Genomic DNA, 22,076 nt, shown 5'->3' on the forward strand with positions numbered 1-22,076 from the left:
TTTAACTCAACTGAAATAAAAAAAGAAGGGGGCAAACGCGATATGCCACTCAAAGGAGTGCAATTGGAATGAATCAGCAATTCAAAGTAATGCTTCCAGCATGGGGAAAGGCAACCGGCTTATTATGTATGATCATTATATTTGCTGCTGTATTGTGGTTAGTGTGGACCGGAAACTTGAATATAAGGTACACGGCTGATCGTGAGGAAGTGATTCCAATATGGCATAGTATGTTGCCGGCATTCCTTGGCATTTTTCTAATCCGTATGATTCCTTATAAAAGTCAATATCATCCGTATTTCCAACAAATGGAGAAACAGCACTTGGTCGTTCAATCGATTGTATTATTGCTATCAGGCGTTTTATTTACGGTTTCTCTGATAACGATAAACCAGCAAGGATTACATTTCCAGCTATATTATTTGGCGTTCAAGTTGACGACACTATTGTTCATCCCGTTGATTTTATTGCTGATTTATCGCAAAATGACTGGCGGGCAACAAGACATTATCTCGGTAAAACCTCGCACTCGCAGACACGTCATCGTACCACTAATCGTTATTGTGGTCTGGTGTTATCTAAGGTTTTATTCCCCAATTGCACAACCAGAAGGAGCAATCGTAGCAACCGATATGACAGAATTACTTCTCTTGATGTTGATTGGTTTTATGATCAATAGCGTATTGGAGGAAGTTTTTTATCGGGTATGGCTGCAGACCCGATTGGAGGCATTGCTTGGAAGATGGCCCGCCATACTACTAGTTTCAATACTATGGTCCATTTGGCATGTCGCCATTCAAGGAAATGGTCAGTGGGATATTGATGTGGCAACAGTAATTGCAAATCATGGGGTTACAGGTCTGTTTCTTGGTTATTTATGGGCCCGCTATCGTAAAATATGGGTGATTATCTTGATTCATGGACTCATGAATGCTTCTCCTCATTTTCTTTTGCAGATCCTGTTTCATTAAGCGAGAAAGGATTGGGTTGGATCAGTCTTCCCATGCAACGATGCCTCTATCTCTCCCGTATTTCCGGGTGATGCTTAGTCACTGAAAATGCACCGCCCTAGGCATCAGCCTGCATGGCGGTGTATTTGTCTTGAGACACTGTAGACTTCTGCTCCGTACTACTCTTCCCCGGTAGCTACCGACTTCCCCTCATAGCTAATCCAGTCACTCCAACTTCCGGAATACAACTTCAGATTCGAGAATTCCGCTTCTTCCAGTGCAATCACGTGCGGACAGGTGATTATGCCTGAACCGGAGTGTAGTAGTATTCCTGTGGTGGTATCGGATACATAAAAGACATACATAATTTTCCTGTAACTTAATTTCGTTTGTTCCAATCTCTGAAGGAGGGTCCTCAGTTTACTAGAAGTATTTTAGTTTTACACGCCTTTCATATGATAAGTATATTGACATGTTGTTTATTTTTATAAGTTTATTCTTGATATTTAGCTCTATAATGTTATTTTTATTGACAAAAAAATATTGTTGTAAATGTATTTATATGTTATTGTGTGTTTGTGTTAGAAAATATTACATAGTATAGAGGGGGAGCGTAATGTTTATTAACCGAACGATTAGGAAATTTGGGGTTTCAGTAGGGATTATAAGTATGTTTACATTTGCTCTACCTTCAGTGGGCTTTAGTATGCCACTGCAACCAACAACCCTTGATAAGGTAGAAGGTGATTATTATGTAACGTCTGCGATTGAGAACATTCGCTGGGGATCACTGCCTAATCGAGACAGCTCTCCGATTCTAACTGTGCCATCAGGAAGTGCTGTAACATTTGATACGGTATCACATGAGGGATTGATAGAGGATCAAGGGAGAAATCCAGTGGAGTACTTCGGTAAATTCGGTATCTCACCCGATGGAGTGTTGGATGATGCGAAGGCAATTGCGGCTTCTGCGATTAAGCATGATTATGTAAAAGACGGACCTCATATTATCACTGGGCCGGTAGCGATTGAGGGAGCGGAGCCAGGAGATGTTCTTAAAGTAGAAGTCCTTTCGTTGCAGACTCGAGTTCCGTATGGTGTCATTTCTAACCGCCATGGTAAAGGTGCTCTTCCTAACGAATTTCCAGAAAACACAGGTCCACAAGAGGGAGCTAGCGCAACAAAACCGGAATTATATAATAATGTATCTATATTTACGCCTATTGAAGAAATCAACGGCAACTGGTATGGGGTATTACCAACAAAAGCTGGCAAGAATGTACGTTTCCCAATTAACCCGTTTCTAGGTGTAATGGGGGTTGCACCAAATACCAGCGAAGTTGTGAGTTCGATCCCACCTATTGAAACAGGAGGCAATATGGATATTAATGAGTTGGGTGTTGGTGCAACTATTTATTATCCGATTCAAGTTAAAGGCGGGCTATTCTATACTGGAGATCCACACTTTGCTCAAGGAGATGGAGAAGTAGCGTTAACTGCATTGGAAGCTTCCTTAAGGGGGACAGTTCGGTTAACGGTGTTAAAGAAAGGTGATCCATCACTACCACACAGTGGAGAATTCACGCAACCCTTTGCTGAAACAGAGGATTACTGGATTCCAATTGGACTGGACCCTGATTTGGATGAAGCCATGAAAGAATCAGTACGTGAATCGATTCAATTCTTATCCGATAAGCTTGATATGGATAGAAGTGTAGCTTATGCGTACCTATCGGCCGCAACGGATTACGAAGTATCTCAGGTCGTGGACCGAACGAAAGGCGTTCATGGACTCATTCGAAAGACCGATTTCCTTGAATATGTTGACGTTGCCATGAATGTAGGTGGTACGACAATCAAACCGGTTGTTCATAACGATGAGTTCTACGTACCGATTCGAACCATTTCCGAGCTATTGGGCGGTACAGTAGTATGGGATCATAAGACGCGTACAACTCAAATCAAATTAGGCACGAAAAATATAAGTGCTCAAATTGGTTCAGATGTGTATTCAATTAACGATAAACTAGTGTTCAATAGTAACGTACCAAAGCTTTTAAAAGGCGAAACCGTAGTTCCGGTTTCTGTTATTAATGAAATACTAGGTGCTTATGTAAACTGGACGACGATCGACAAGACGTTAACAGCTAATGTATCGTTAAGTAAAAAGCAATAATAGATTTCATTATTCAACCGTGGTGGACAGATGTTCATCACGGTTTTTTTTGTTTTTTTTGTTATCATGAATCAAAAAAAGCTGCCACTTTATGTCTGCATCGTACAGAAAGGCGCTTGCTGGAAACGAATAAGGAGAGTGTTGACCGCCAGCTACTATAATAATGTGTCGTATATCCATAATGCTTAACGCTGTCCGATGCCAGACTAACAGCTGTTCTTGTGTATCTATGGTTGCTTTCAATGGAGAGTGTCTTTAATTCGAACAGGATATTTTCTCAAAGGGCCAAACGAAGTTTATAGCCGAGTTTATTAGGTTAGGACCAGAAACCCGCGAAAAACGCGGGGTTTTGTTATATCTAAATATGTTGTACGGTTAGCAATTCAATATCAGTCCGGTTTCACGGTATTTATAGGCTGCTTAGTTTTCGATGATAATTCTGTCCAACTTGAGATTAACCGGATGTGCCAACGTATCTCCAACTGGGCACTTGCTCTCCAGGAATTGTACAAATGCTTCAACCTGCTCTTGGGGAGAATCTGTTTTGATACGGAATGTATACCGAATATCGGAATAGCCCGGACGCACCTCTGATTTGTCGAAAAAGCCATCCAGGTCAATATCGCCTTCTACATCCACAAAGAAATCCTTGAGATTCACCCCAAATTTAGGTGCATATACCCTAGCTACGATCGACTGACATGCTCCCAGCGAGGCGAGTAAAGCTTCCACCGGATTCATGCCGGTATCGGTTCCACCCAAGTTTTTGGGCTCGTCGATAATAAACTCGAAGTTTCGAGATGTTACTTTCACTTGAACTCCGTTTTGCAGATGAGCAGATGCTTTAAACGTTTGGAGGGCAGCCATTTTGTAGTCTCCTTTAGTGGGTTTATTGATACTGATTTTAATCAAAGTTTTCCGCTATGATTATATTAAATTGGATAACTTGCGCTGTCAATCCTCAATTTCCCAATATTTTGATTTCGGAAACAGCGCAAAGAAGCATATGCTGGTCTCTAACGTTGCTTAGGCGGACTGCTTATTACATTTAGAAGCGGGTGATTACCAAAAAACCACCCCTGTCCCGCAAAATTGAGGGAGAGAGGTGGCTGGATGAACGATATTTAATTCCTTAGATTAATGATTTTTTAATGCTGCGTAAAATTGATGGTTTTTTAATTCAGCGTATCAATGGTACAGCTTCAATTCAGCAATAGACCACCACCACTCAGCATTGTCCGTAGTCAAAGCAATTTTGACATATCGTGCCTTCTGGTTGGTGAATGTCGCTGAGATTAAAGAATCTGTTCCCACAGCTTCTGAAACCGAATTCCAATGCTCGCCATCCGTTGAAGTGACGATTGTAAAACTGCGGGCATAGTCATTGGTACTGCTGCCTGAGTCCATAGTTAACCGGCTGAAATTCTGAATGCTTCCCAGATCGATCTGAATCCACTGGTCTGCTTGTTGTCCGGATGCAGAGGTCCAGCGTGAGTTCAGATCATCATCCAGCAGTGCACCAACGTCTTCAGACGTGGAAGCTGTAGCTGTCCAAGATGTCCGATCCAGTTCGGTAGGCAGCAGATCATCCTGTTCCCCGGGTGTCCATGGTGTCTGATCGGCAGTATAAACTGCGATTTCAGCTACAGACCACCAGTGAGAATCCGTTCCGGTCTGAACTATTTTGATATAGCGGGCCTCATGAGCAGGGAATGAAATGAAGAGCAAGGCATTTTTCCCTTCACCCATAGCCACAGCTTTACCCCAATCCATGCCATCCAGAGAGGTGTATACTTCATAACCGCGAGCATAATCCTCACTGTTGTGTGCACTATCCAATACAATCCGGTTCACTGTCTCTGAATTGCCCAGATCCAGTTGAAGCCACTCACCGCCTGTTTGTGCCTGACCGGAAGTCCAGCGTGTTTGGTTCGAGCCATCCAGTATCGCCGTTGCAGCTTCCTCATCGGAAGACGCTGTGACGGACCATGCATCTGAAAGCAGACGTTGTTGTTTTCCTGTTCCATAGTGATTAACGAATAGCTCAGAGACCGACCACCATTGATCGGATTCACCCATCTGCATGATCTTCACATAACGAGCCTTCTGCTCAGGGAAGGTGATGGAGAGACGTCCTGACACGCCTTCGCCTCCAGCAATAGAGGTTCCCCAGTTTTGCCCGTCATCGGAAACGAAAATGCGATATTGCCGCGGATAGTCATCCTTCGCGTTCCCCGGGTCCAGCTCTACTGCGTCAAAAGCACTCGTTTCCCCAAGATCAATCGTAATCCACTGTCCGCTCTTTTGCTTTCGCCCGTTCGTCCATAATGTGTCTTGTTTTCCATCAAGCATGTGAGCCGTGACATCCGTTCCTTGCGTGGAGGAAGCGGTCACGATCCAGTTTGACCGATCGGACAACGGAGCTGGATTTGGATACTCAGGGATCTGAGGCAATTTTCCAAATCGGGCGAGCTTGAGTTCCGAGATGGACCACCAACTGTCTGCGGGAGCAGTCAATACAATTTTGATATAACGCGCCGTCTGCATACCCAAATCGACGGACAGGCTTGGAGATGAGCCTATTCCCTGTGCAATTGGCTTGCTCCAGTTTTCATCGTCCTTCGAAACGTAAACTTCATACCCGTGGGCATAATCACCTCCGCTGTTGCCGGAGTTCATGAAAAGTGTGTCCATCATCTGCTCGTTGCCCAGATCAATATGGAGCCAGTCTCCAGGCTGTTGCGTTTGTCCAGATGACCAGCGGGTAGTCAAATCTCCGTCAATCATGCGTTCGACTGCTTCCGAACTGGAAGAGGCGGTAATCGTCCATTCGCTGCGATCCAGATAGGTGACGCCTTGTGAGGCATCTGGCTGCTTGACTAATGTATGCTCCAATGGATTGACTTTCACTTGAGCTTTCGCATAGACGGTAGTTGAACCCAAAGCTCCGCTGGCATTATAAAAACGAACCGTTTTAGCGGTGTCTGACGGATTCCAGATTTGCGCCGTGTAGACACCATCCTTTTCGTATACGGTTGCTGCGGGAGAATCTGCCCAAATATCCATGGTACGTGTTCCTGTGGATGCCATGCTATGCATGAACCAGTAGGCGTTAAAGACTTCGTTTTGCTGCATCTCTTTTGTATCCCACTTTGCAAGAGCAGTCTCCGGGTCCCCGATGGATTGGAATGGCCAGATGATGTGTTGCCATGTGTGCTCCTGCTGACCACCAAGATCCTTGATCAGACCGTTGTATAGTGCCGCGGTATTCTTCGGATCACGACCATAATAGGTCATCCACTCTGCGGGCGGCAACCAGTGAATGCCATAAATATGCTCGGCCTCGTTGGAGAAGTACGTGCCATACAGGTAAGCACTGCCATATACATGCCCTACGGTAGCGTGTTTGTATCCTTCCGGCCAGTTGTCCCCATCGTAGTTGAACCAATATTGCTCGGCCGCTTTTTCCTCGGTGACGAAGCCCCAGATGCCTGCATCGCGATAGGCTTTGTTCCCCGTTACTTCGCCCCACATATATTGTCCGACCCAACTGAACAGAGCTTCGCCTGCAGCTTCCTGATTGTTTCCGCTGCGATTGTCGGCATAACCGCCCGCCCAGGAATGACCAGAATAAGGATCAAAATTACGCATCCATGGGAATTGATCGTCTGTGTGTGAAGGATTGGCATAATCCCGGATCAGCAGTTCAACCATATCGCCATAATCCTGTACAAAAGCTGGATCATACATAGCCAGCACCGCAGATGCAAAAACGTAATAGCCATACGTAAAATGATGATCCGTCAGTCCGGTATTGACCCCGAACCCGCTTCCATAAGGGAAGATCGTTCCCCATTGCTCCGAGTAATAGAAATAATAGGAGTGCAGACGTTCATCCGGTGAATAGGTGTACCAGTCGGTCAAAATGCTTCTTAACAGGGACAGGTAGTGGTCCCGACGTTCCTGATCTCCAAGCTGATCGCTAATGAGCACACCTAGTGCAAGCGGATGAAGCTTTTTCCCCTGCCAGTAGGGATCTTCACTCATTAAATTGCCTGACGTATCTGCATCAAGCTGATCCAGATAACTGATTAATTGCGCGCGTGAGTATGTCGGATCATCCGGCTCCACAAATTGCGGAATAATGCCGTAGAAACGATCCTGTGTCGTAAAGCTGTTGCCTTCGCTCACTTTCATCATTCCACGAATAGAAGGATAAGCGAGCTCCGTGAGTGGAGTTGTTGCAAGTTTCCACTGGTGCGGGAACAAAGCCATTAATGTGTCGGCGGAAAAGTTGGCACGCTTCGTTTGTGTAACGGAGTTAAAGGTCGTTGTAACTTGTGAAGTGCTCTCGTTATAGTCGTAATCGACCTTCGTATCCGTTACAAAAGCATAGGCGTGTTGGTAATAGTATGCTAATTCTGATGCAGATGGCAGGGTAGCGAGCGACAAATAATTTTCGCTTGATCCCAGCTTAATCTTAAGTGTATTGCCCAGCTTTATAAATGTGGTTCCTTCAGGTGCATAAAGACCATAGTTTCTTGTAAAAGTTTGCGGCGAAGGCGCTCTGTCCTGGTTGGTGACTTCTACACCGATATGATCTCCTGTCCATGATTCCCCATCCTGCAACACAATCTCACGGTTTTGATCATCAAAGAGACGTGTAATGCTCGGTGAACGAATCAGGATGGTGTCAGGGTTCTCAAACGTGTTGTACAGGAAAGGGGAGCCTTTTACAAAGGTTGTATTGACCTTTGCCGTGTCATCATCACTCATGATGATGTTAGCGGAGTAATCCCCGTATCCTGCGATCTTGGTAATGACCTTGGCTGGGTTCATATCGCTTGTTGTCAGGATGAGGTCTGCTTCACCGTCTGCATCCATCGAGTTGCCATCAGCAGAAACGTATCCAGCACCAGGATTCAAAATATGAAGCCCCTGTTTGGTGTATCGATTTTTGAATGGGAGCGTGACCAGACTGTTTCCATCTCCTAAATCCGAGACGAGAATCGATTGCCACCAGTCATTGGATGGAATCGGGGCGGTGATGTCAGCTGTGCGATTTTTAGGGTTTTTCGGCTGCAGCATCGTGATGTCATTAATGGCATAACTGCCAGCTCCGACTTGTACCGAGCTCATCTCCGGGATAGACGGAATGGTGTAGACCGGTTTTTCATCTCCTTGAATATACTCATATACATCAAAGGCATAGAGTGAATAACCGTTGGTTGTACCTCGGCCATGACCTGCGAGCTTGACATATCTGGCTTCTGAATATACAGGAATTTCATCCCGTCCTCCATTGCTGTGTAACTCCCGATACAGCGTAGTCCATTGCTTTGCGTCGTTGGATACCTGAATGTCGTAAGCACGTCCAAACGCATTTTCCCATTGCAGAGAAATTTCTCCGATTTCCTGACGTTGACCAAGGTCCACAACAATCCATTCCTGATCCTTGTATATGGAAGACCAGCGTGTACCTGGATCACCATCTGTCACATTGCGCGCTTCATAATCGCGCTTCTCCATCTTGGCCTTGTCTTCGGCGGAGCGGCTAGGTTCGTCAATCTCTTCCGACGACGCTATAACCGATTTACCAAGAGCAAGGTTGGCGGCAGTTGGTTTTGGAGGTGGGTTTGCTCCACCCGTTCCATACACATCGAACGCGTACAGAGAAATACCATAGGCTTGCTGCGCCCGTTCATGACTGAACAAACGCACATATCGTGCATTGACGGAAACCTCCACTTCTGTCAGACCGCCTAGACCCTTCGTTGTGGAGTACACTTGCTTCCAGTTGACTTCGTCATCCGACACTTCAAGGTCGAAGGCGGAAGCATAGGCATTTTCCCACTCAATCGAGATGTTGGAGATGGAAGCAACTGCACCCAGATCAACATAGATCCACTGAGGGTCCTGTTGCCACACACTTTCCCATCGGGTATTTTTGTTGCCATCCACGGCATGATCGGCTGTATTCCCACCAAGGGATGAGGAGCTATACACCGGTCTGTTCAGGGATAAGAGATATGACTCTTCTGCAGCAGCGTTTGCTGCCTTGCTAGGCCATAGCTGCAAGCTGCTGACCAACAATAGCATGGATAACAGCAAGTGCACGCAGATGCTGCGTGTGTTTCGTTTGTGACTCGTTCGTCCCTTCATATCTTCTCTCCTTTGTTAGTTCCTGCCTTTCAACCAGACAGAACTTTCTCTGTTTCCTAACCACCTGTTATATGTATTGTTCTGTTCTCCCGTGCCACATTTCTGAGGTAGATTTCAGGATGCATACATGGGATATGCGGATGTTCATTTGTTGTATATCGAACATTTTGTGTGGATTATAAAGATTTTTTAATCGTTTTCGTAGAAAAGGAGACATATGTCCTACATGAGGTAAGTGTGGTGTGCAACTATGAAATGCTGAATTGGGATTACGGTCTGATAGCAATAAAATGTTTTCTTTTCGTGTTATAGGAACAAACATCACAGGAATCAACTTGCGAAGAACTTCACTCGATTTTTGGGGGAGAAACGCGACCTAATGACTTTATAAATTATGTGTAATAATGTAATGTCGATGTGAGGGGGTGTGAAAAAATGGATATTCAAAAAGCTACGGAAGAAAAGCTTGAACGTAAAATGCAAATGGGAGTTCCGATTGATGAAACTATGCTTGAAGGTCTTATACAAAACTAAATATTGAAGAACAGCGAAAAAAAATAAAAATCTCATTGAAAGCTCATTAATTTTTTCAGAGACGTCTCCAAATAGCCAACTTATTGAATAAAACTATTTATATTCGAATTCCCATCGAGGGTGTTCTAGCTATAGAACTACTGGATGGAATAAATACACTGGATGAAATATCGAATTTATAAAAAAAAGAATCACGATGTTGAGGTAGATATTATTGATTTTGTGGAACCTTTATTAGAGTTAAACCTGATTCATAAATTTAATGATGAAGTCTTGGTTGCTCTTAAGGCAAGTAACAATGAAGGCAGAATTAGAGAGAAGGTTGGTAGATTCTTCTTTAACAAATTGACAGTTCTCATTTATTTAACTTTTTTTATTGCATCTTTAATTATTTTTACGTACAACCCTGAATTTCTTCCGTCTTATCAAGATTATTTTATTTTTAATGAGTCAGTTGGTTTAAGTTGCTTATTCTATTTTTAATATCATGGAGTTTAACGATTTTGCATGAATCTGCCCATTATTTTGCAGCAGTATCACACTCGGGGTGCCAGTCAATTTTAAAATAAGTATAAGATGGTTTTGGATGGTTATTGAAGCCAACATGAACTCTTTGTGGTCGATTGAAAGGAAAAAAGATATTTGCCATTTCTAGCGGGTATGGCATGGGACTCAGTGATTCTTTTGCTTGCGCTCGTGTTCCAGTACATCTATCAACAGGATTTAATAATTGTAGGATACATGAGACTGATAGTCCTCATACAAATATATAAGTTTTTATGGCATCTTCTCATTTTCTTCAGAACTGATCTTTATTATGTTTTAATCACTATTACAAATTCTTCGAATCTGTTGGGACAAGCAGTTCTTTATTTGAAAAAAATCTATAGTAAAAGTGCTCGTATTGAATGGAGTAATTTAAAACAGAATGAACAAGCTATCTCAAGAGTATTTTCATTTATTTATTTATTTAGTAGGTATACTTTCGGCAATATTGCTCTTTTCATTCTTTTCTATTCCGGGTTTTTTGATAGCGGTATCTAAAGCTATTACTAACCTAGCAAATAATTCTTGGCAGTCCTTATACTTTTGGGACGGTACAATTGTGATAGTTTTGGCCTTCTTCAATCTGGCTCTATGGATTGTGGGTGCTTACAACCGTTCTAAAGAGTTAAAAAAAGCAACTTGAACTAAAAATACATGAAAGCAGGTGTAAACATTAATACTCATGTCTTAATCTACGACGGGTTTGTAAATTTTGAAATAATGCTGGCAACTTATTTAATGAAAACTCAGGGGGAAATTATAACAGTGGGTTTAAATTCCGAAATGGTCAATTCTTATGAGGGCTTAATTGTTAAACCCCATAAAGATATAAAAGAAATTGATTTTGACGAAGTAGAAATACTGCTTATTCCAGGAGGAGATATTGGCGCAATAGAAGGAAATCATCAGCTAACATCACTTATCAAGAGACTGGATACTAACGGGAAATATATTGGTGCCATTTGCTCAGGAGTTGAACTTGTTAAACAAGCAGGGGTTTTAGAAGGAAAGGAATTTACTGAAAATAGAATAAACAATGACGAAACATACACAGTTAGTCAGAACATAATAACTGCAAAAGCCAACGGATATGTAGATTTTGCGATTGAGCTAGGCAAAATGTTAAATATTTATTCCGACGAAGATGATTATAATGAAACAATCAGATTTTTTAAATATTTTGAGAATAACTAGTTATATGAAATGAGTTCAATCGTTGTTATCTATGTAATGACCACCCTGAACTATAAACTCAGTTATTAATGGAGTTTCACCATGTACATTTAATTGCTGTGGGTCTATACCAAGATCAAGAATTAAATCTACTTCAGCACTCTTATCAAGTTGTGAACAAAGGTATAGTAGGCTGATTCCTTTAAAGTCGCACAAATTTGGATTCAGACCGTTGTTTAACATTAATTATTTAGATGGGCTAGGAGGTTGTGATCCTCGTTTAAAAAATTGGACCCGCACAATAGTGCGAGCCACCAAAAGTGTTACTTAAACATAATTTGTGCGGTGTTGTATGCTGTAGCATGTTAACTCTGTTATTTTTCTGTGAACTTTCTGCTATATTGAAGGAGGTGTGTCTCCCTCTCTCTATTTTCATCACACTAACAGTGGTTGTTGAGTATCGGACTTTATAGTCTTTATATATACTGTTGCTATTCACTACATTGTTCATAGCATCGTACACTTTTTTTACATACTGGTACATTTTTAGCTGGTGGTGTTACACGTTTATTAAAAGAGAAACGTGAACGATCTTCCAGTTTTACCACTTGCTAAGTTCTCGTTCAAGCTCATGTTCGACGGGGCTGTGGATGTATCTGAGATCATATAAACAAGCTCTCGATGAAGATCTTCATGTAATTATTTTAAGAGCGTCTGCGTTGTTTCCTCGTTGACTCCGAACATAGAAAAATACATCGCCGGGGCAGATAAGCCACCTGGCGATGTATTCAAATCGATATACTGCTATACGTCTTTGTCCGCTTCCGCATTATCTATAGCCACCGGATTCTCCTCATAACTAATCCAGTCGCTCCAGCTCCCGGAATACAGCTTCACATTCGTATATCCCGCTTCTTCCAGTGCAATCACGTTCGGGCAAGCCGACACGCCTGATCCGCAGTACACGATAATCGCACCATCCTTGTCCAGCTTACTGAAACGCTCTTCTAACACCCCAGTATCTGTCCAACGTCCATCCCAATCCAACACATCTTTCCAAAAATAATTCAACGCCCCCGGAATATGTCCGGCCTTGGCATCAATCGGTTCCTCCAGGCCGGCGTAGCGGCGGGCATCGCGGGAATCGATCAACACAGCGCTACCAGTTACCGACGCTTGTTGCACATCTTGCACACTTGCAAGCATCTGTGGCTGTACGTTCACCTCAAAGGAAGACGGGATCTGAACGGGCACATCCTGAGTCACCGGGAATTTGGCATTTTGCCAAGCGGAGAAACCTTCGTCCATGATATATACCTGCTCATGTCCCATGTAGCGCAGCAGCCACCAAAGACGAGATGCATTCATCCCGCCTTGATCGTCATAAGCAACAATCCGACTATTGGAGCCGATGCCAGCTTTGGATAGACGACTTGCGAGCACAGCCGGATCAGGAAGCGGGTGACGTCCTCCGTGCGCAGAGACAGGAGAGGATAGATCTTTTTCCAAATCGAGATAGACAGCGCCTGGAATATGTCCAGCTTCATAGGCTTGTCTTCCAGCCTCTGGCTGACCGAGCAAGAATCGGCAATCTGCAATGACCACATCCGGTTCATACATTCTGGCGAGCAGCCAACGCATGGATACAATATTTTTCATCAAAATACACCGCCTTATGAGAGTGGTAGAGTCGTTTATAACTATGCATTACGAATGAATTCGTTATACCGTGGTAGGTTCAACAGGCCCTTTGCCAGCGATAGGAGCATCAGCAGGAATGGGTTGAGGTTTGGTTTTACCATATCGAATGAAGATCCATACCCCGAATATAATGACAACCCCGGCAGACATCTGTAATGCACTGAGGGATTCGCCGAGCAGCATCCAGGCCAGCAATGAAGAAAATACGGGTTCCCCCAGTACGCCCATGGATACCGTCGTGGCATTCATATATTGAAGCAGCCAGTTGAAGAGATAATGTCCAAAGATCGTTGGCACAATGGCGAGCAGCAGGAAGATTCCCCACTCTGACGCAGCGTAACCCCCAAACGGGTGGCCCATGATCAGATTATATACCGCCAGCGTGCAAGCAGCCACGAAGAATACCCAGAAGTTATACGAAAATGCACTAAGTCCCGCTCGCAAAAATTGACCCAGCAGCATATGGACAGCGACTGCAATTGTGCCAAGTAAAGACAGGATATCACCTTGCAGGGCAGTACCTGCCAACTGGAAATCTCCTGCGCCAATAACGATTGATCCAAACAGGGCGATGCCCATGCCGATGATCATCATGCGGTTAATTTTGGCTTTGAACAGCCATACCGAACCTGCCAGAATCAGTATAGGCTCCAGCGCAAGAATAACTGTGGAACTGGCAACACTGGTGAGCCGCAGCGAACCCATCCAGAGCAGGAAATGAAGGGCCAGCATCACACCGGATGCAAGCAGCAAGCCCCACTGCCGGAAGCTCAGCCGCATCATCTCATGTCTGTATTTCCAGACAAAAGGCAGCATTAGCAGGTTGGTCAGAAATAGACGGTACATGGCAATGACCGCAACATCTGCGGTAGACCAGCGTACAAAGATCGAAGAAAAAGAAATGGCAATAATGCCGACAAAGAATAACAGATAGATGGATCTGCCGGCACGGTTCAAGCTTGTCATGGGTGTAGCTCCTTCATGATTCTGATGGCGTAAATCACTTCATTATACAGGAGAAGGTAACAGCAGGAAAGATAAAGAGAACAAAGAGATAAGTAGATTGTAACCGGGCTTGTAACTATTCTGTCATTCTCCCGATCCATTTTTCTATTAATCTTCTATATAGAGACATGAAACGAGATAATATACCAATAATCGGGAAAAAATGAAAGTAAGGAAGTGGCATGAAAGTGAGAGTCCAACAAGAGAGAGCGGGAGAACGTGGAAGTATTCCGCCCAGCACAAGTCGCGCTAAAACACATAAACGAAGAAAAATCCGGTATGGAAGGATTAGCATAGCTCTAATGCTCCTGGTACTGTTCGTTACCGGTGTAACATATATATTCCTTGGCATGACGCATTGGATCAAAAGCGTTGTGGCGCCGCCTCCAATGACTGTAATCGAACAGCCCGCCAAGCTCGGCATGATACAAGTTACTCCGGATGCAAAGGAGGAGCCGGTACGGTTCCAGGGTCAGGTTCGCAAATTGGCATACATAACGTTTGATGATGGCCCAACTGAATATACGGAACAACTGCTGGATATTTTGAAGCAGCATGAGGCGAAGGCTACCTTTTTCATGATCGGACGTCAGTTAAACCAGCATCCAGAAGCAGTAAAACGGCTGTTGAAAGAAGGCAGTTACCCTGGACTCCACAGCATAACGCATAACTATAAAAAGCTGTATAAGAGTGGGAGCTCTGCGAACTTTGTGAAAGAGTTCAAGAAAGAGCAGAAGATGGTGCAAGACCTAATTGGTTTTACACCTCATCTTATTCGTGCACCTTATGGCAGCAGTCCACAGATCGGTGAAAAGTTCAGAGGTGACATTGCGGCGGCCGGGTTCAAAATGTGGGACTGGACGACAGATTCACTGGATTGGAATCTTCCCGGTCAGCCGGATAAGATTGTGGCCCGCGTGAGCAAAAGTGTACATCGGGATAAGGAAGTGATTCTGATGCATGAGCGGGAGCAGACGGTTCAGGCTTTGCCACGTATTCTGAAGCTGCTCGAAGATCGAGGTTACGAGTTCGAAGTATACGATCCGGATGCACATTGGATAGCGAATTTTAGCGGAGATACCCGCTTGTAGTATAACAACAAGATGATGCAAGAGAGGAAGGACTTGGGTGCTAACGAGTAAAAAAGTGGCGCTTGCGGCAGTTAGTGTATTGCTAATTCTGCTGGTAAGTGGTTGTGGAGATCCGCAGGAGCCTGCGGCAAATCAGGTAAACCAATTGGTGCTCAGCGGTCAGGAGATCGACCAGAGTTTGAACAAACTGAGTAGTCACGAGCAGGAAGATATGAACTTATACAAGTCTATTTTAGACAAAGGCAAGAACAAAAATAGTGATCTCGAAGCACTATTGGATCAGGCAGCAGGTCATATTCATGAACGAAGAACGTTGTTGAAACAGGCGGAAGAGGCCATGAAACTGACCAACGAGAAGACGGTGGCCTTGCGCAGTTCATTGGAAGAACTATCATTTGAAAAAGAAGAAACGTTGGCACAGGCTGAAAAGGTGCTGGATCAATATGAAGCAAGAGCACGTGCATTGGAGAATTTTGTCACTTCGTATCAGTTGAGTCTGAGTGCCGATGAGCAGTTGTATGATCTGATGAGAGAAAGTGCAGAACCTAATCTGGTTAAGATTAAGCGAGCCATTCGGGTACGAAATAGCGAATATGCGAAGCTTGCTGAATTCCGAAAGCAATTTAACCTCCAGACCAAAGCGTTTAACGGAGCCAATGCCAAACTGGTACAGATGGATCAAGCCAGTTAGGTAGAGGACTACAATAATCGTTCAGACATTTTGCATGATTGAGCTGCCTGTCTCCCGTGTAAGTACTAGTATACAGCCAAGCCAATGGATGAGAAGCAACATGGACAAGCATCATTGCGTATAAGCTAACGGAGGTGTTCATATGCGAAAAAGAAATACAATGAAAGTCAGTGCATCATTCCTGGTTTTACTTATGGGATTCTCGCTTGTGGCCTGTGGGAACAGTAATCCTGCTGCACAGCCACCAGTGAATAATACGGAAGAACAGTCACCAGCACCGGAGCAACAACCAAATGAAAGTGCTGCAATAGAAGCAGAAGGTATTCTGACTGGATGGGCTGATCCGCATACCGTTGAGATTCGAGTGAATGAGAAGCCGATGTCATTCCAGGTGAGTGAAGATCTGCAGAAGTCTCTGGATGATATTGATGACGAAGATTCCGTTCGCTTCAAATATGTAGAGAAAACGATTGATGCAACAACGAAACAGTTGGTACTTACAGAGATTGCAAAGATTGAATCGAGTGATGAGAATAACGGTTCCAATGCAGGCGGTACAGTAACGTCCGATCGTCCGAAGACATCAGAGCTGGAAGTGACGGTAGAAGGAATGACCGAAAAACGCCCAGTGACATTGGCACAAGCGAAAGGTTATTCACTTTATGTGTTTGAACCGATGGCTTTTGACGCGGAAGACCATGAATTAACAATGAAGATTGATCCGGATTATGAGATAGAGATTGAGAAGCTGCCGGCTAATTACAATCTGGATGCGCTAAAGATGGATGCCAAGGAAGAGTTGTCCGAGACCGGAGAAGTGAAACAATTAACGGCTGAACAACTCAGTAATGGGCCAATGAAGGATGCAAGATTGTACATGATGTCCCAGAATGATAAGAAAACAGAGTATTTTATTGTGAAAGAACTGGACGGCAATGGTTTCGTTTTCCACATCCAAGCACCTATTGGTGAACCTTCGGAAGGGTTCCTGCCCATGGCCTATGCATCTCTTAATTCCATCATGAATGAGTAGAAAATGAATGAGTCACACGGTTACGCCGAACGGCTAAGTAAATTAAAAAGATTACCTAAAAAGAGTGTTTCCTTGAGAGAGGAGATCGCTTTTTTATTAGCTACACTACCATATAGAGTGTACCGTGCCATGTAAAGACAAAGAGCCGGAAGGAACAGTGCCATGCATAGGTTCCTCCCGGCTTCTTCACCGTGTTTTATTCAGTTTGCGGGATCGAACCAATAACCTTGATAGGACTTGATAGGACTGATAGGCATATTCAGGTTAGTATCGTCGATTCCTTACGCCCTCTGAGTTCCTGATAGCTGGCGATTACATTCTGATGAACGGGATGTTCGTTGGGAATTCCCATGCGTTCACGGATAAAGGCGGAGACGCCATCTTCGCGAATCATGTGTTGTAGCTTCATGGCTTCCTCGTCGCGTTTGTCATTGAACAGCATTGCGGCTGCCATAGCAGAAGTTAAATGAGGAATGTCGATTCCGAATTCACTGGCCTGCATCGCTGGGCGAACAAGCCGATCATGAGGCGAGAGCTTGCGAAGGGGGGAACGTCCAACCCGGGTGACCTGATCCGTCAGGTTGGGATTGGCGAAGCGTTCCAGTATGGTGTCGATATATTTATTATGCTTCTGTGCGTTGAATCCGTGCTTCTGGATGAGCATCTCACCGGTCTCTTCCATAACATGGCGTACCTTGGCCCGCAGGGTGGAGTTGCTCATAACTTGCCGGATTGTCTTGAATCCTTCGAGATATCCGAAGTATGCGGCAACACAGTGGCTTGTATTCACCGTAAACATTTTACGCTCAATATAAGGTTCAAGGGAGTCCACATAGTGGACACCATCAATTTTCTTAAAACCATCCAGAAGTGCTGGACGATGAACGACCCATTCGTAAAAAGGTTCAACAGTGACCTGCAGCGGGTCCTTGTGGTTTTGGGCCGGAACAATCCGATCCACAGCTGCATTGGGGAAAGAAACATAACGTTCCGCTTTATTACGGGTTTTTTCATCCAGGAATGGATAGATGCGTTTCTTCAGCCGGGTGCTCCCACCTATAGCATTCTCGCAAGCGATAATATGCAGTGGCGCCTGGTTATTGTTTTTCATGCGAAGTTGAATGCCTTTGGCAATAGGCTCTGCGATATCTCCGAGAGCAGATACACCGACGGCGGTTGTGATCAGATCGGCTGAAGCGATCTCTTCAGCAACCAGATTCTGCTCACTTACGTTGATAGCCGTCACGTTGTTGACAATCGTTGTATCCTGTTCGCTGTTGGCAAGTGTAATCGGATATTCCTGTCTCTCTTGAAGCATGGAGATTTTCTTCGGGTTACGTGCGACAAAGCAGACTTCGTAGTCGGAAGCGGACAACATATGACCGATAAAACCGCGGCCTATATTGCCCGCACCAAAATGTACAGCTTTCATGTGTGAACTCCCCCTTTAAGGATTAAATCGCGAAATTCGTGCAGACCTTAGACGGTAGTGACGAGTGGCTTCGAAATCAAATCGTTAAATGAGAGGTCAGTCAAGCAAGACAGCCGTTGGTGAGGCATATCGAATTCCAGTGTTCCTGTGATGGTATTCGAGATGACTACGCAGTGCATACCAGCCGCAGCAGCTGCACGCGCGCCGTTAGGTGAATCCTCAATCGCTACGGCTTCGTCTGCAGTTACTCCAAGGGCTTCAAGCGCTTGAGTGTAGAGTTCCGGGTCAGGCTTCACATTTGCAACATCATCTGCCGTACGAATGACTTCAAAATAATCTTTCAGTTTCAGTTGTTCCAGATGCTGTTCAACCCAATCCCGTTTGGAGCTGGATGCTACAGCGAGTTTCAGTCCGGCTTCACGTGCTTGTTCGAGATATTCCTGAATACCAGGACGAACCTTCTCTTTGTTCATCAATGCAGCGTGCTGCAACTGAACGGATTCCCTGAACGCTTCCCGATCGATCGGAAGATTCAAATCTGTGATGAGGTACTCATACGGATTAAATGTTTTCAGACTGGTACCGATGCATTGTGAATACATCTCCAGGGTTAGATCCACGCCGTGTTCCTTGTAAGCATCACGAAAAGCAATATACCATGCTGTCTCTGTATCAATAATCGTTCCGTCGAAATCAAACACCAGTGCCTTAATCATAAATTTGTTCCTCCTGTTTCAGAATTAGTTTGGGAATAAAAACGAATGAAAATTTTCTGTAAATTCATTTCCGTATATTCATTAACCTGCGGGAAGTTAGTTGACGCAGTAAATCGAAAATGAATATTAATTTGGGAAAAAATATGCGTTTTAAGCTAATAAAACCGTAACATAGGACAAACTGAGAGGTCAAGCGTGTCATGATTGTTTACATTGAAAATTTTCACATATATGATTTGTTTTCAGAAAATGATGAACGTTGCAAACCGTTAACCCCTTTGCATGTAAGCGGTGTACCGAATAAACTGTATTTTCAGCTCGAAAAAATAAAACTTTTTTTATGAAAATTTGATAATCAGGCCGTTCAACAGCTTTCGACACTTTTATAATAGAAGAAATGGAGCTTAATTGATTGGATTTTATTAGCTTTACGCCGGATCAAGCCGTGTGGGAGAATGGAAGAAAGATTCTGAAAGTACATGGAGTAAGGGAGGAAGAAAAGGATGCTGCAAAAAGACCGTTTCAATGGCTGCTTCATCGGGCTTGCAGTGGGTGATGCGCTCGGAACTACCGTGGAATTCAGCAGCCCTGGCACGTTTGAACCTGTAACGGATATGGTGGGAGGTGGCGTATTTGGGCTGGAGGCAGGGCAATGGACAGATGATACATCCATGGCTCTATGTCTGGCAGAAAGTTTGATACGCAAGGCAGACTTTGATTCTGCGGATCAGATGCGCAGATACGTCAATTGGTACAAGGTCGGGTATATGAGCAGCACAGGTAATTGCTTCGATATCGGAGGTGCCACCCGAAGTGCCTTGGAGAGGTTTGAGATAACTGGGGAAGCCTACAGCGGATCAACTGACCCAATGACGGCAGGTAATGGCTCTATCATGAGGCTTGCTCCTGTCGTGATGGCTTATGCCAATCAACCTAACGAGGCGGTCCGCTATGCCGGGTTGAGCTCTCGTACAACACATGCTGCAACGGAAAGCGTGGAAGCATGTGAAGTGCTGGCTGCCATACTTGTTGCTGGTCTGCGAGGAGCAGACAAAAACGTCATGCTGATGCCGGAGACATGCCTACAGTGGAGGGAAGAGGTTTCATTTTCACCCGCTATTGAAGAGGTTGTTAGGGGGTCCTATCAGAGGAAAGAACCGCCCGAAATTAAGGGCAGTGGTTATGTGGTTCGTTCACTCGAAGCAGCACTATGGGCGTTCCATAAGTCGGCAAGCTTTGAAGAAGGTGCATTGTTAGCTGTGAATCTGGGTGATGATGCGGATACTACAGGTGCGGTGTATGGGCAGATTGCAGGTGCTTATTATGGACTGAGTGGTATTCCGGCACACTGGCGGGACAAGCTGGCTATGCGTGAAACGTTCGAACAACTAACAGATGCCTTGTGGTTGAAGGCGACAGAACATCGTTGATTAAGAGACAGGAGAAGAGAACATCTATGAGCACGACTGGACACACAATACAACCACAGGTTTCACAGTCAGGTAAACGAGGGGCGTTTCCATTGTCCCTGTTATGCTTGACTATTGGAGCTTTTGCGATTGGTATGACTGAATTTATTATTATGGGCCTGCTGCCCAATGTAGCAACAGATTTGAATGTAAGCATTCCACAGGCAGGACAACTCATTACGGGATATGCACTGGGTGTAGCGGTAGGTGCACCGATATTAACCGTGTTTACTCACAAGATTCCACAGAAGAAACTGCTGGTGCTGCTCATGTGCATTTTCATTATCGGTAACGCATTGTCTGTCATTGCTCCCACATACGGGTTGTTAATCTCGGCACGGATATTAACGGCATTTGCCCATGGTACGTTCCTCGGTGTAGGTTCAATCATGGCAACGCGGCTTGTTGCACCCGAGAGAAGGGCAGGAGCAGTATCCGTTGTTCTTGCAGGGCTTACAATTGCGAATATTATTGGTGTTCCGTTTGGTACGTTTATCGGGCAACAGCTTGGATGGCGTTCATCTTTCGGGGCGATTACGATCTTGGGCATCATTTCGTTGATTGGCATCATTCGTTTTATTCCCGTGCTCCCGCAAGGAGCACCAGCAAATCTCGGACAGCAATTTCGAAATTTGGTTCGTCCCCAAGTATTATTGGTTCTGCTTGTTGGAGCGATGGGATGTGGAAGTCTATTCGCCGTGTTCACTTACATCACGCCGATGCTTGTGGACATTAGTGGTTTTGCCGAACAGAATGTGACCTGGATTCTGGTATTGTTTGGCTTCGGCGTTACCTTGGGGAACATGGTTGGCGGCCGTCTGGCGGACTGGAAGCTGATGCCTTCCCTAATCGTCAATTTTGGGATACTGGCGGTGCTTCTGGCTGCACTTACGCTTACCCTGGAGAGCCCTTATCTTGCTGTAATCACTATATTCTTGTGGGGCGTTGCGGCTTTTGGCATTATGCCGGGATTGCAGATTCGAATCATGAATATGACCCGCGAAGCGCCACTGCTGGCAACAACATCAAGTCACTCCGCATTTAACCTGGGGAATGCAGGTGGTGCCTATCTGGGCGGGTATGCAATTACCCACACGGGTCTTATATCCGTACCTTTGTATGCGGCAGTTATTGCCGGATTGGGTTTGCTAGGACTGCTCTTCAGTCTGTTCATGGATCGTAAACATCATGGGCCAGAGGTTGTTGAGGTAGTAGAGGCAACGTCGGCAAGCTGAAAATGGAATCGGTTCGCCTCAATTCTTCCGTTGAACACGGAGAGTTGAGGCTTTTTTATTTCATGATGAGATCCGAAGTGGAGGAAGCGAATAGAGGGTATGGTGGTGTGCAGAAGTATACTTTTTAAACTATAAGGTATAGTTATTTAAGTTTTTTGATGA

At 44.6% G+C, this 22,076-nt stretch carries 17 protein-coding genes and 1 pseudogene; 10 read left to right on the top strand and 8 right to left on the bottom strand.

Annotated features, from left to right (window positions below; all coding sequences use genetic code 11):
- Nucleotides 1-68: 68 nt before the first annotated feature.
- Nucleotides 69-971 (top strand): CPBP family intramembrane glutamic endopeptidase, encoded by a 903-nt coding sequence (locus MHI14_RS08275; RefSeq protein WP_249912080.1) that lies wholly within the window; start codon nucleotides 69-71, stop codon nucleotides 969-971.
- Nucleotides 972-1,129: 158 nt separating this feature from the next.
- Here MHI14_RS08275 and MHI14_RS08280 read toward each other — a convergent pair.
- Nucleotides 1,130-1,270, bottom strand: a pseudogene (locus MHI14_RS08280) (sulfurtransferase); the annotation flags it as partial.
- A gap of 296 nt (nucleotides 1,271-1,566) precedes the next feature.
- On the opposite strand from MHI14_RS08280, the gene MHI14_RS08285 reads away from it, so the two are divergent.
- Nucleotides 1,567-3,126: an acetamidase/formamidase family protein gene (locus tag MHI14_RS08285; protein WP_133385694.1), complete on the top strand. Its 1,560-nt coding sequence runs from the start codon at nucleotides 1,567-1,569 to the stop codon at nucleotides 3,124-3,126.
- 9 nt (nucleotides 3,127-3,135) lie between these two features.
- Here MHI14_RS08285 and MHI14_RS08290 read toward each other — a convergent pair whose 3' ends face one another.
- From MHI14_RS08290 to MHI14_RS08300, 3 genes are all read right to left on the bottom strand, one after another.
- The gene (locus tag MHI14_RS08290) at nucleotides 3,136-3,369 is read right to left on the bottom strand and encodes a hypothetical protein (RefSeq protein ID WP_341130178.1); all 234 of its coding nucleotides are present in this window, start codon (nucleotides 3,367-3,369) and stop codon (nucleotides 3,136-3,138) included.
- A gap of 177 nt (nucleotides 3,370-3,546) precedes the next feature.
- Nucleotides 3,547-3,993: an OsmC family protein gene (locus MHI14_RS08295; RefSeq protein ID WP_076332250.1), complete on the bottom strand. Its 447-nt coding sequence runs from the start codon at nucleotides 3,991-3,993 to the stop codon at nucleotides 3,547-3,549.
- Nucleotides 3,994-4,314: 321 nt separating this feature from the next.
- Entirely contained in the window at nucleotides 4,315-9,288 is a 4,974-nt protein-coding gene (locus MHI14_RS08300; RefSeq protein ID WP_341130179.1) for a discoidin domain-containing protein, read from the bottom strand.
- Nucleotides 9,289-9,984: 696 nt separating this feature from the next.
- On the opposite strand from MHI14_RS08300, the gene MHI14_RS08305 reads away from it, so the two are divergent.
- The 3 genes from MHI14_RS08305 (at nucleotide 9,985) to MHI14_RS08315 (ending at nucleotide 11,562) form a co-directional block, all read left to right on the top strand.
- Nucleotides 9,985-10,305 carry a hypothetical protein gene (locus MHI14_RS08305; RefSeq protein ID WP_341130180.1) on the top strand — a complete coding sequence of 107 codons (321 nt, stop codon included), beginning with the start codon at nucleotides 9,985-9,987 and terminating at the stop codon, nucleotides 10,303-10,305.
- A 445-nt stretch (nucleotides 10,306-10,750) separates the two neighbouring features.
- Nucleotides 10,751-11,011 carry a hypothetical protein gene (locus tag MHI14_RS08310; protein ID WP_289389968.1) on the top strand — a complete coding sequence of 87 codons (261 nt, stop codon included), beginning with the start codon at nucleotides 10,751-10,753 and terminating at the stop codon, nucleotides 11,009-11,011.
- An 11-nt stretch (nucleotides 11,012-11,022) separates the two neighbouring features.
- Nucleotides 11,023-11,562 (top strand): DJ-1/PfpI family protein, encoded by a 540-nt coding sequence (locus MHI14_RS08315; protein ID WP_256332206.1) that lies wholly within the window; start codon nucleotides 11,023-11,025, stop codon nucleotides 11,560-11,562.
- Nucleotides 11,563-12,345: 783 nt separating this feature from the next.
- On the opposite strand, the gene MHI14_RS08320 is transcribed toward MHI14_RS08315, so the two are convergent.
- Nucleotides 12,346-13,200 (bottom strand): sulfurtransferase, encoded by an 855-nt coding sequence (locus MHI14_RS08320; protein WP_341130181.1) that lies wholly within the window; start codon nucleotides 13,198-13,200, stop codon nucleotides 12,346-12,348.
- 63 nt (nucleotides 13,201-13,263) lie between these two features.
- Complete coding sequence (locus MHI14_RS08325) at nucleotides 13,264-14,208, bottom strand: DMT family transporter (protein WP_091028213.1); 945 nt, start codon at nucleotides 14,206-14,208, stop codon at nucleotides 13,264-13,266.
- Between the two features lie 428 nt (nucleotides 14,209-14,636).
- Between MHI14_RS08325 and MHI14_RS08330 the strand changes: the two genes are divergently transcribed.
- The 3 genes from MHI14_RS08330 (at nucleotide 14,637) to MHI14_RS08340 (ending at nucleotide 17,062) form a co-directional block, all read left to right on the top strand.
- Nucleotides 14,637-15,338 carry a polysaccharide deacetylase family protein gene (locus MHI14_RS08330; protein ID WP_289389964.1) on the top strand — a complete coding sequence of 234 codons (702 nt, stop codon included), beginning with the start codon at nucleotides 14,637-14,639 and terminating at the stop codon, nucleotides 15,336-15,338.
- A gap of 37 nt (nucleotides 15,339-15,375) precedes the next feature.
- Nucleotides 15,376-16,029 (top strand): YkyA family protein, encoded by a 654-nt coding sequence (locus tag MHI14_RS08335; RefSeq protein ID WP_133385688.1) that lies wholly within the window; start codon nucleotides 15,376-15,378, stop codon nucleotides 16,027-16,029.
- Nucleotides 16,030-16,171: 142 nt separating this feature from the next.
- Nucleotides 16,172-17,062 (top strand): hypothetical protein, encoded by an 891-nt coding sequence (locus MHI14_RS08340; protein WP_133385687.1) that lies wholly within the window; start codon nucleotides 16,172-16,174, stop codon nucleotides 17,060-17,062.
- Between the two features lie 259 nt (nucleotides 17,063-17,321).
- Here the strand turns inward: MHI14_RS08340 and MHI14_RS08345 are convergent, their stop codons facing one another.
- Nucleotides 17,322-18,494, bottom strand: a complete 1,173-nt coding sequence (locus MHI14_RS08345) for a mannitol-1-phosphate 5-dehydrogenase (RefSeq protein WP_133385686.1) — start codon at nucleotides 18,492-18,494, stop codon at nucleotides 17,322-17,324.
- Between the two features lie 47 nt (nucleotides 18,495-18,541).
- A complete protein-coding gene (locus MHI14_RS08350; protein WP_091028223.1) occupies nucleotides 18,542-19,210 on the bottom strand; it encodes an HAD family hydrolase in 669 nt (222 codons plus the stop codon).
- A 503-nt stretch (nucleotides 19,211-19,713) separates the two neighbouring features.
- On the opposite strand from MHI14_RS08350, the gene MHI14_RS08355 reads away from it, so the two are divergent.
- Together MHI14_RS08355 and MHI14_RS08360 are read left to right on the top strand one after the other, a co-directional pair.
- Nucleotides 19,714-20,640 (top strand): ADP-ribosylglycohydrolase family protein, encoded by a 927-nt coding sequence (locus MHI14_RS08355; RefSeq protein ID WP_133385685.1) that lies wholly within the window; start codon nucleotides 19,714-19,716, stop codon nucleotides 20,638-20,640.
- 26 nt (nucleotides 20,641-20,666) lie between these two features.
- Entirely contained in the window at nucleotides 20,667-21,914 is a 1,248-nt protein-coding gene (locus MHI14_RS08360; protein ID WP_133385684.1) for an MFS transporter, read from the top strand.
- Nucleotides 21,915-22,076 lie beyond the last annotated feature (162 nt).

This window comes from Paenibacillus sp. FSL K6-2393, from assembly GCF_038002545.1.
Taxonomy (GTDB): domain Bacteria; phylum Bacillota; class Bacilli; order Paenibacillales; family Paenibacillaceae; genus Paenibacillus.

Bases quoted from the DNA above. Each gene is read 5' to 3' on its own strand.
- MHI14_RS08325 (WP_091028213.1), bottom strand. From the start codon at position 14,208: ATGACAAGCTTGAACCGTGCCGGCAGATCCATCTATCTGTTATTCTTT.
- MHI14_RS08275 (WP_249912080.1), top strand. From the start codon at position 69: ATGAATCAGCAATTCAAAGTAATGCTTCCAGCATGGGGAAAGGCAACC.
- MHI14_RS08350 (WP_091028223.1), bottom strand. From the start codon at position 19,210: ATGATTAAGGCACTGGTGTTTGATTTCGACGGAACGATTATTGATACA.
- MHI14_RS08295 (WP_076332250.1), bottom strand. From the start codon at position 3,993: ATGGCTGCCCTCCAAACGTTTAAAGCATCTGCTCATCTGCAAAACGGA.
- MHI14_RS08300 (WP_341130179.1), bottom strand. From the start codon at position 9,288: ATGAAGGGACGAACGAGTCACAAACGAAACACACGCAGCATCTGCGTG.
- MHI14_RS08355 (WP_133385685.1), top strand. From the start codon at position 19,714: ATGCTGCAAAAAGACCGTTTCAATGGCTGCTTCATCGGGCTTGCAGTG.
- MHI14_RS08315 (WP_256332206.1), top strand. From the start codon at position 11,023: ATGAAAGCAGGTGTAAACATTAATACTCATGTCTTAATCTACGACGGG.
- MHI14_RS08330 (WP_289389964.1), top strand. From the start codon at position 14,637: ATGACTGTAATCGAACAGCCCGCCAAGCTCGGCATGATACAAGTTACT.
- MHI14_RS08345 (WP_133385686.1), bottom strand. From the start codon at position 18,494: ATGAAAGCTGTACATTTTGGTGCGGGCAATATAGGCCGCGGTTTTATC.
- MHI14_RS08340 (WP_133385687.1), top strand. From the start codon at position 16,172: ATGCGAAAAAGAAATACAATGAAAGTCAGTGCATCATTCCTGGTTTTA.
- MHI14_RS08310 (WP_289389968.1), top strand. From the start codon at position 10,751: ATGAACAAGCTATCTCAAGAGTATTTTCATTTATTTATTTATTTAGTA.
- MHI14_RS08305 (WP_341130180.1), top strand. From the start codon at position 9,985: ATGAAATATCGAATTTATAAAAAAAAGAATCACGATGTTGAGGTAGAT.
- MHI14_RS08285 (WP_133385694.1), top strand. From the start codon at position 1,567: ATGTTTATTAACCGAACGATTAGGAAATTTGGGGTTTCAGTAGGGATT.
- MHI14_RS08360 (WP_133385684.1), top strand. From the start codon at position 20,667: ATGAGCACGACTGGACACACAATACAACCACAGGTTTCACAGTCAGGT.
- MHI14_RS08320 (WP_341130181.1), bottom strand. From the start codon at position 13,200: ATGAAAAATATTGTATCCATGCGTTGGCTGCTCGCCAGAATGTATGAA.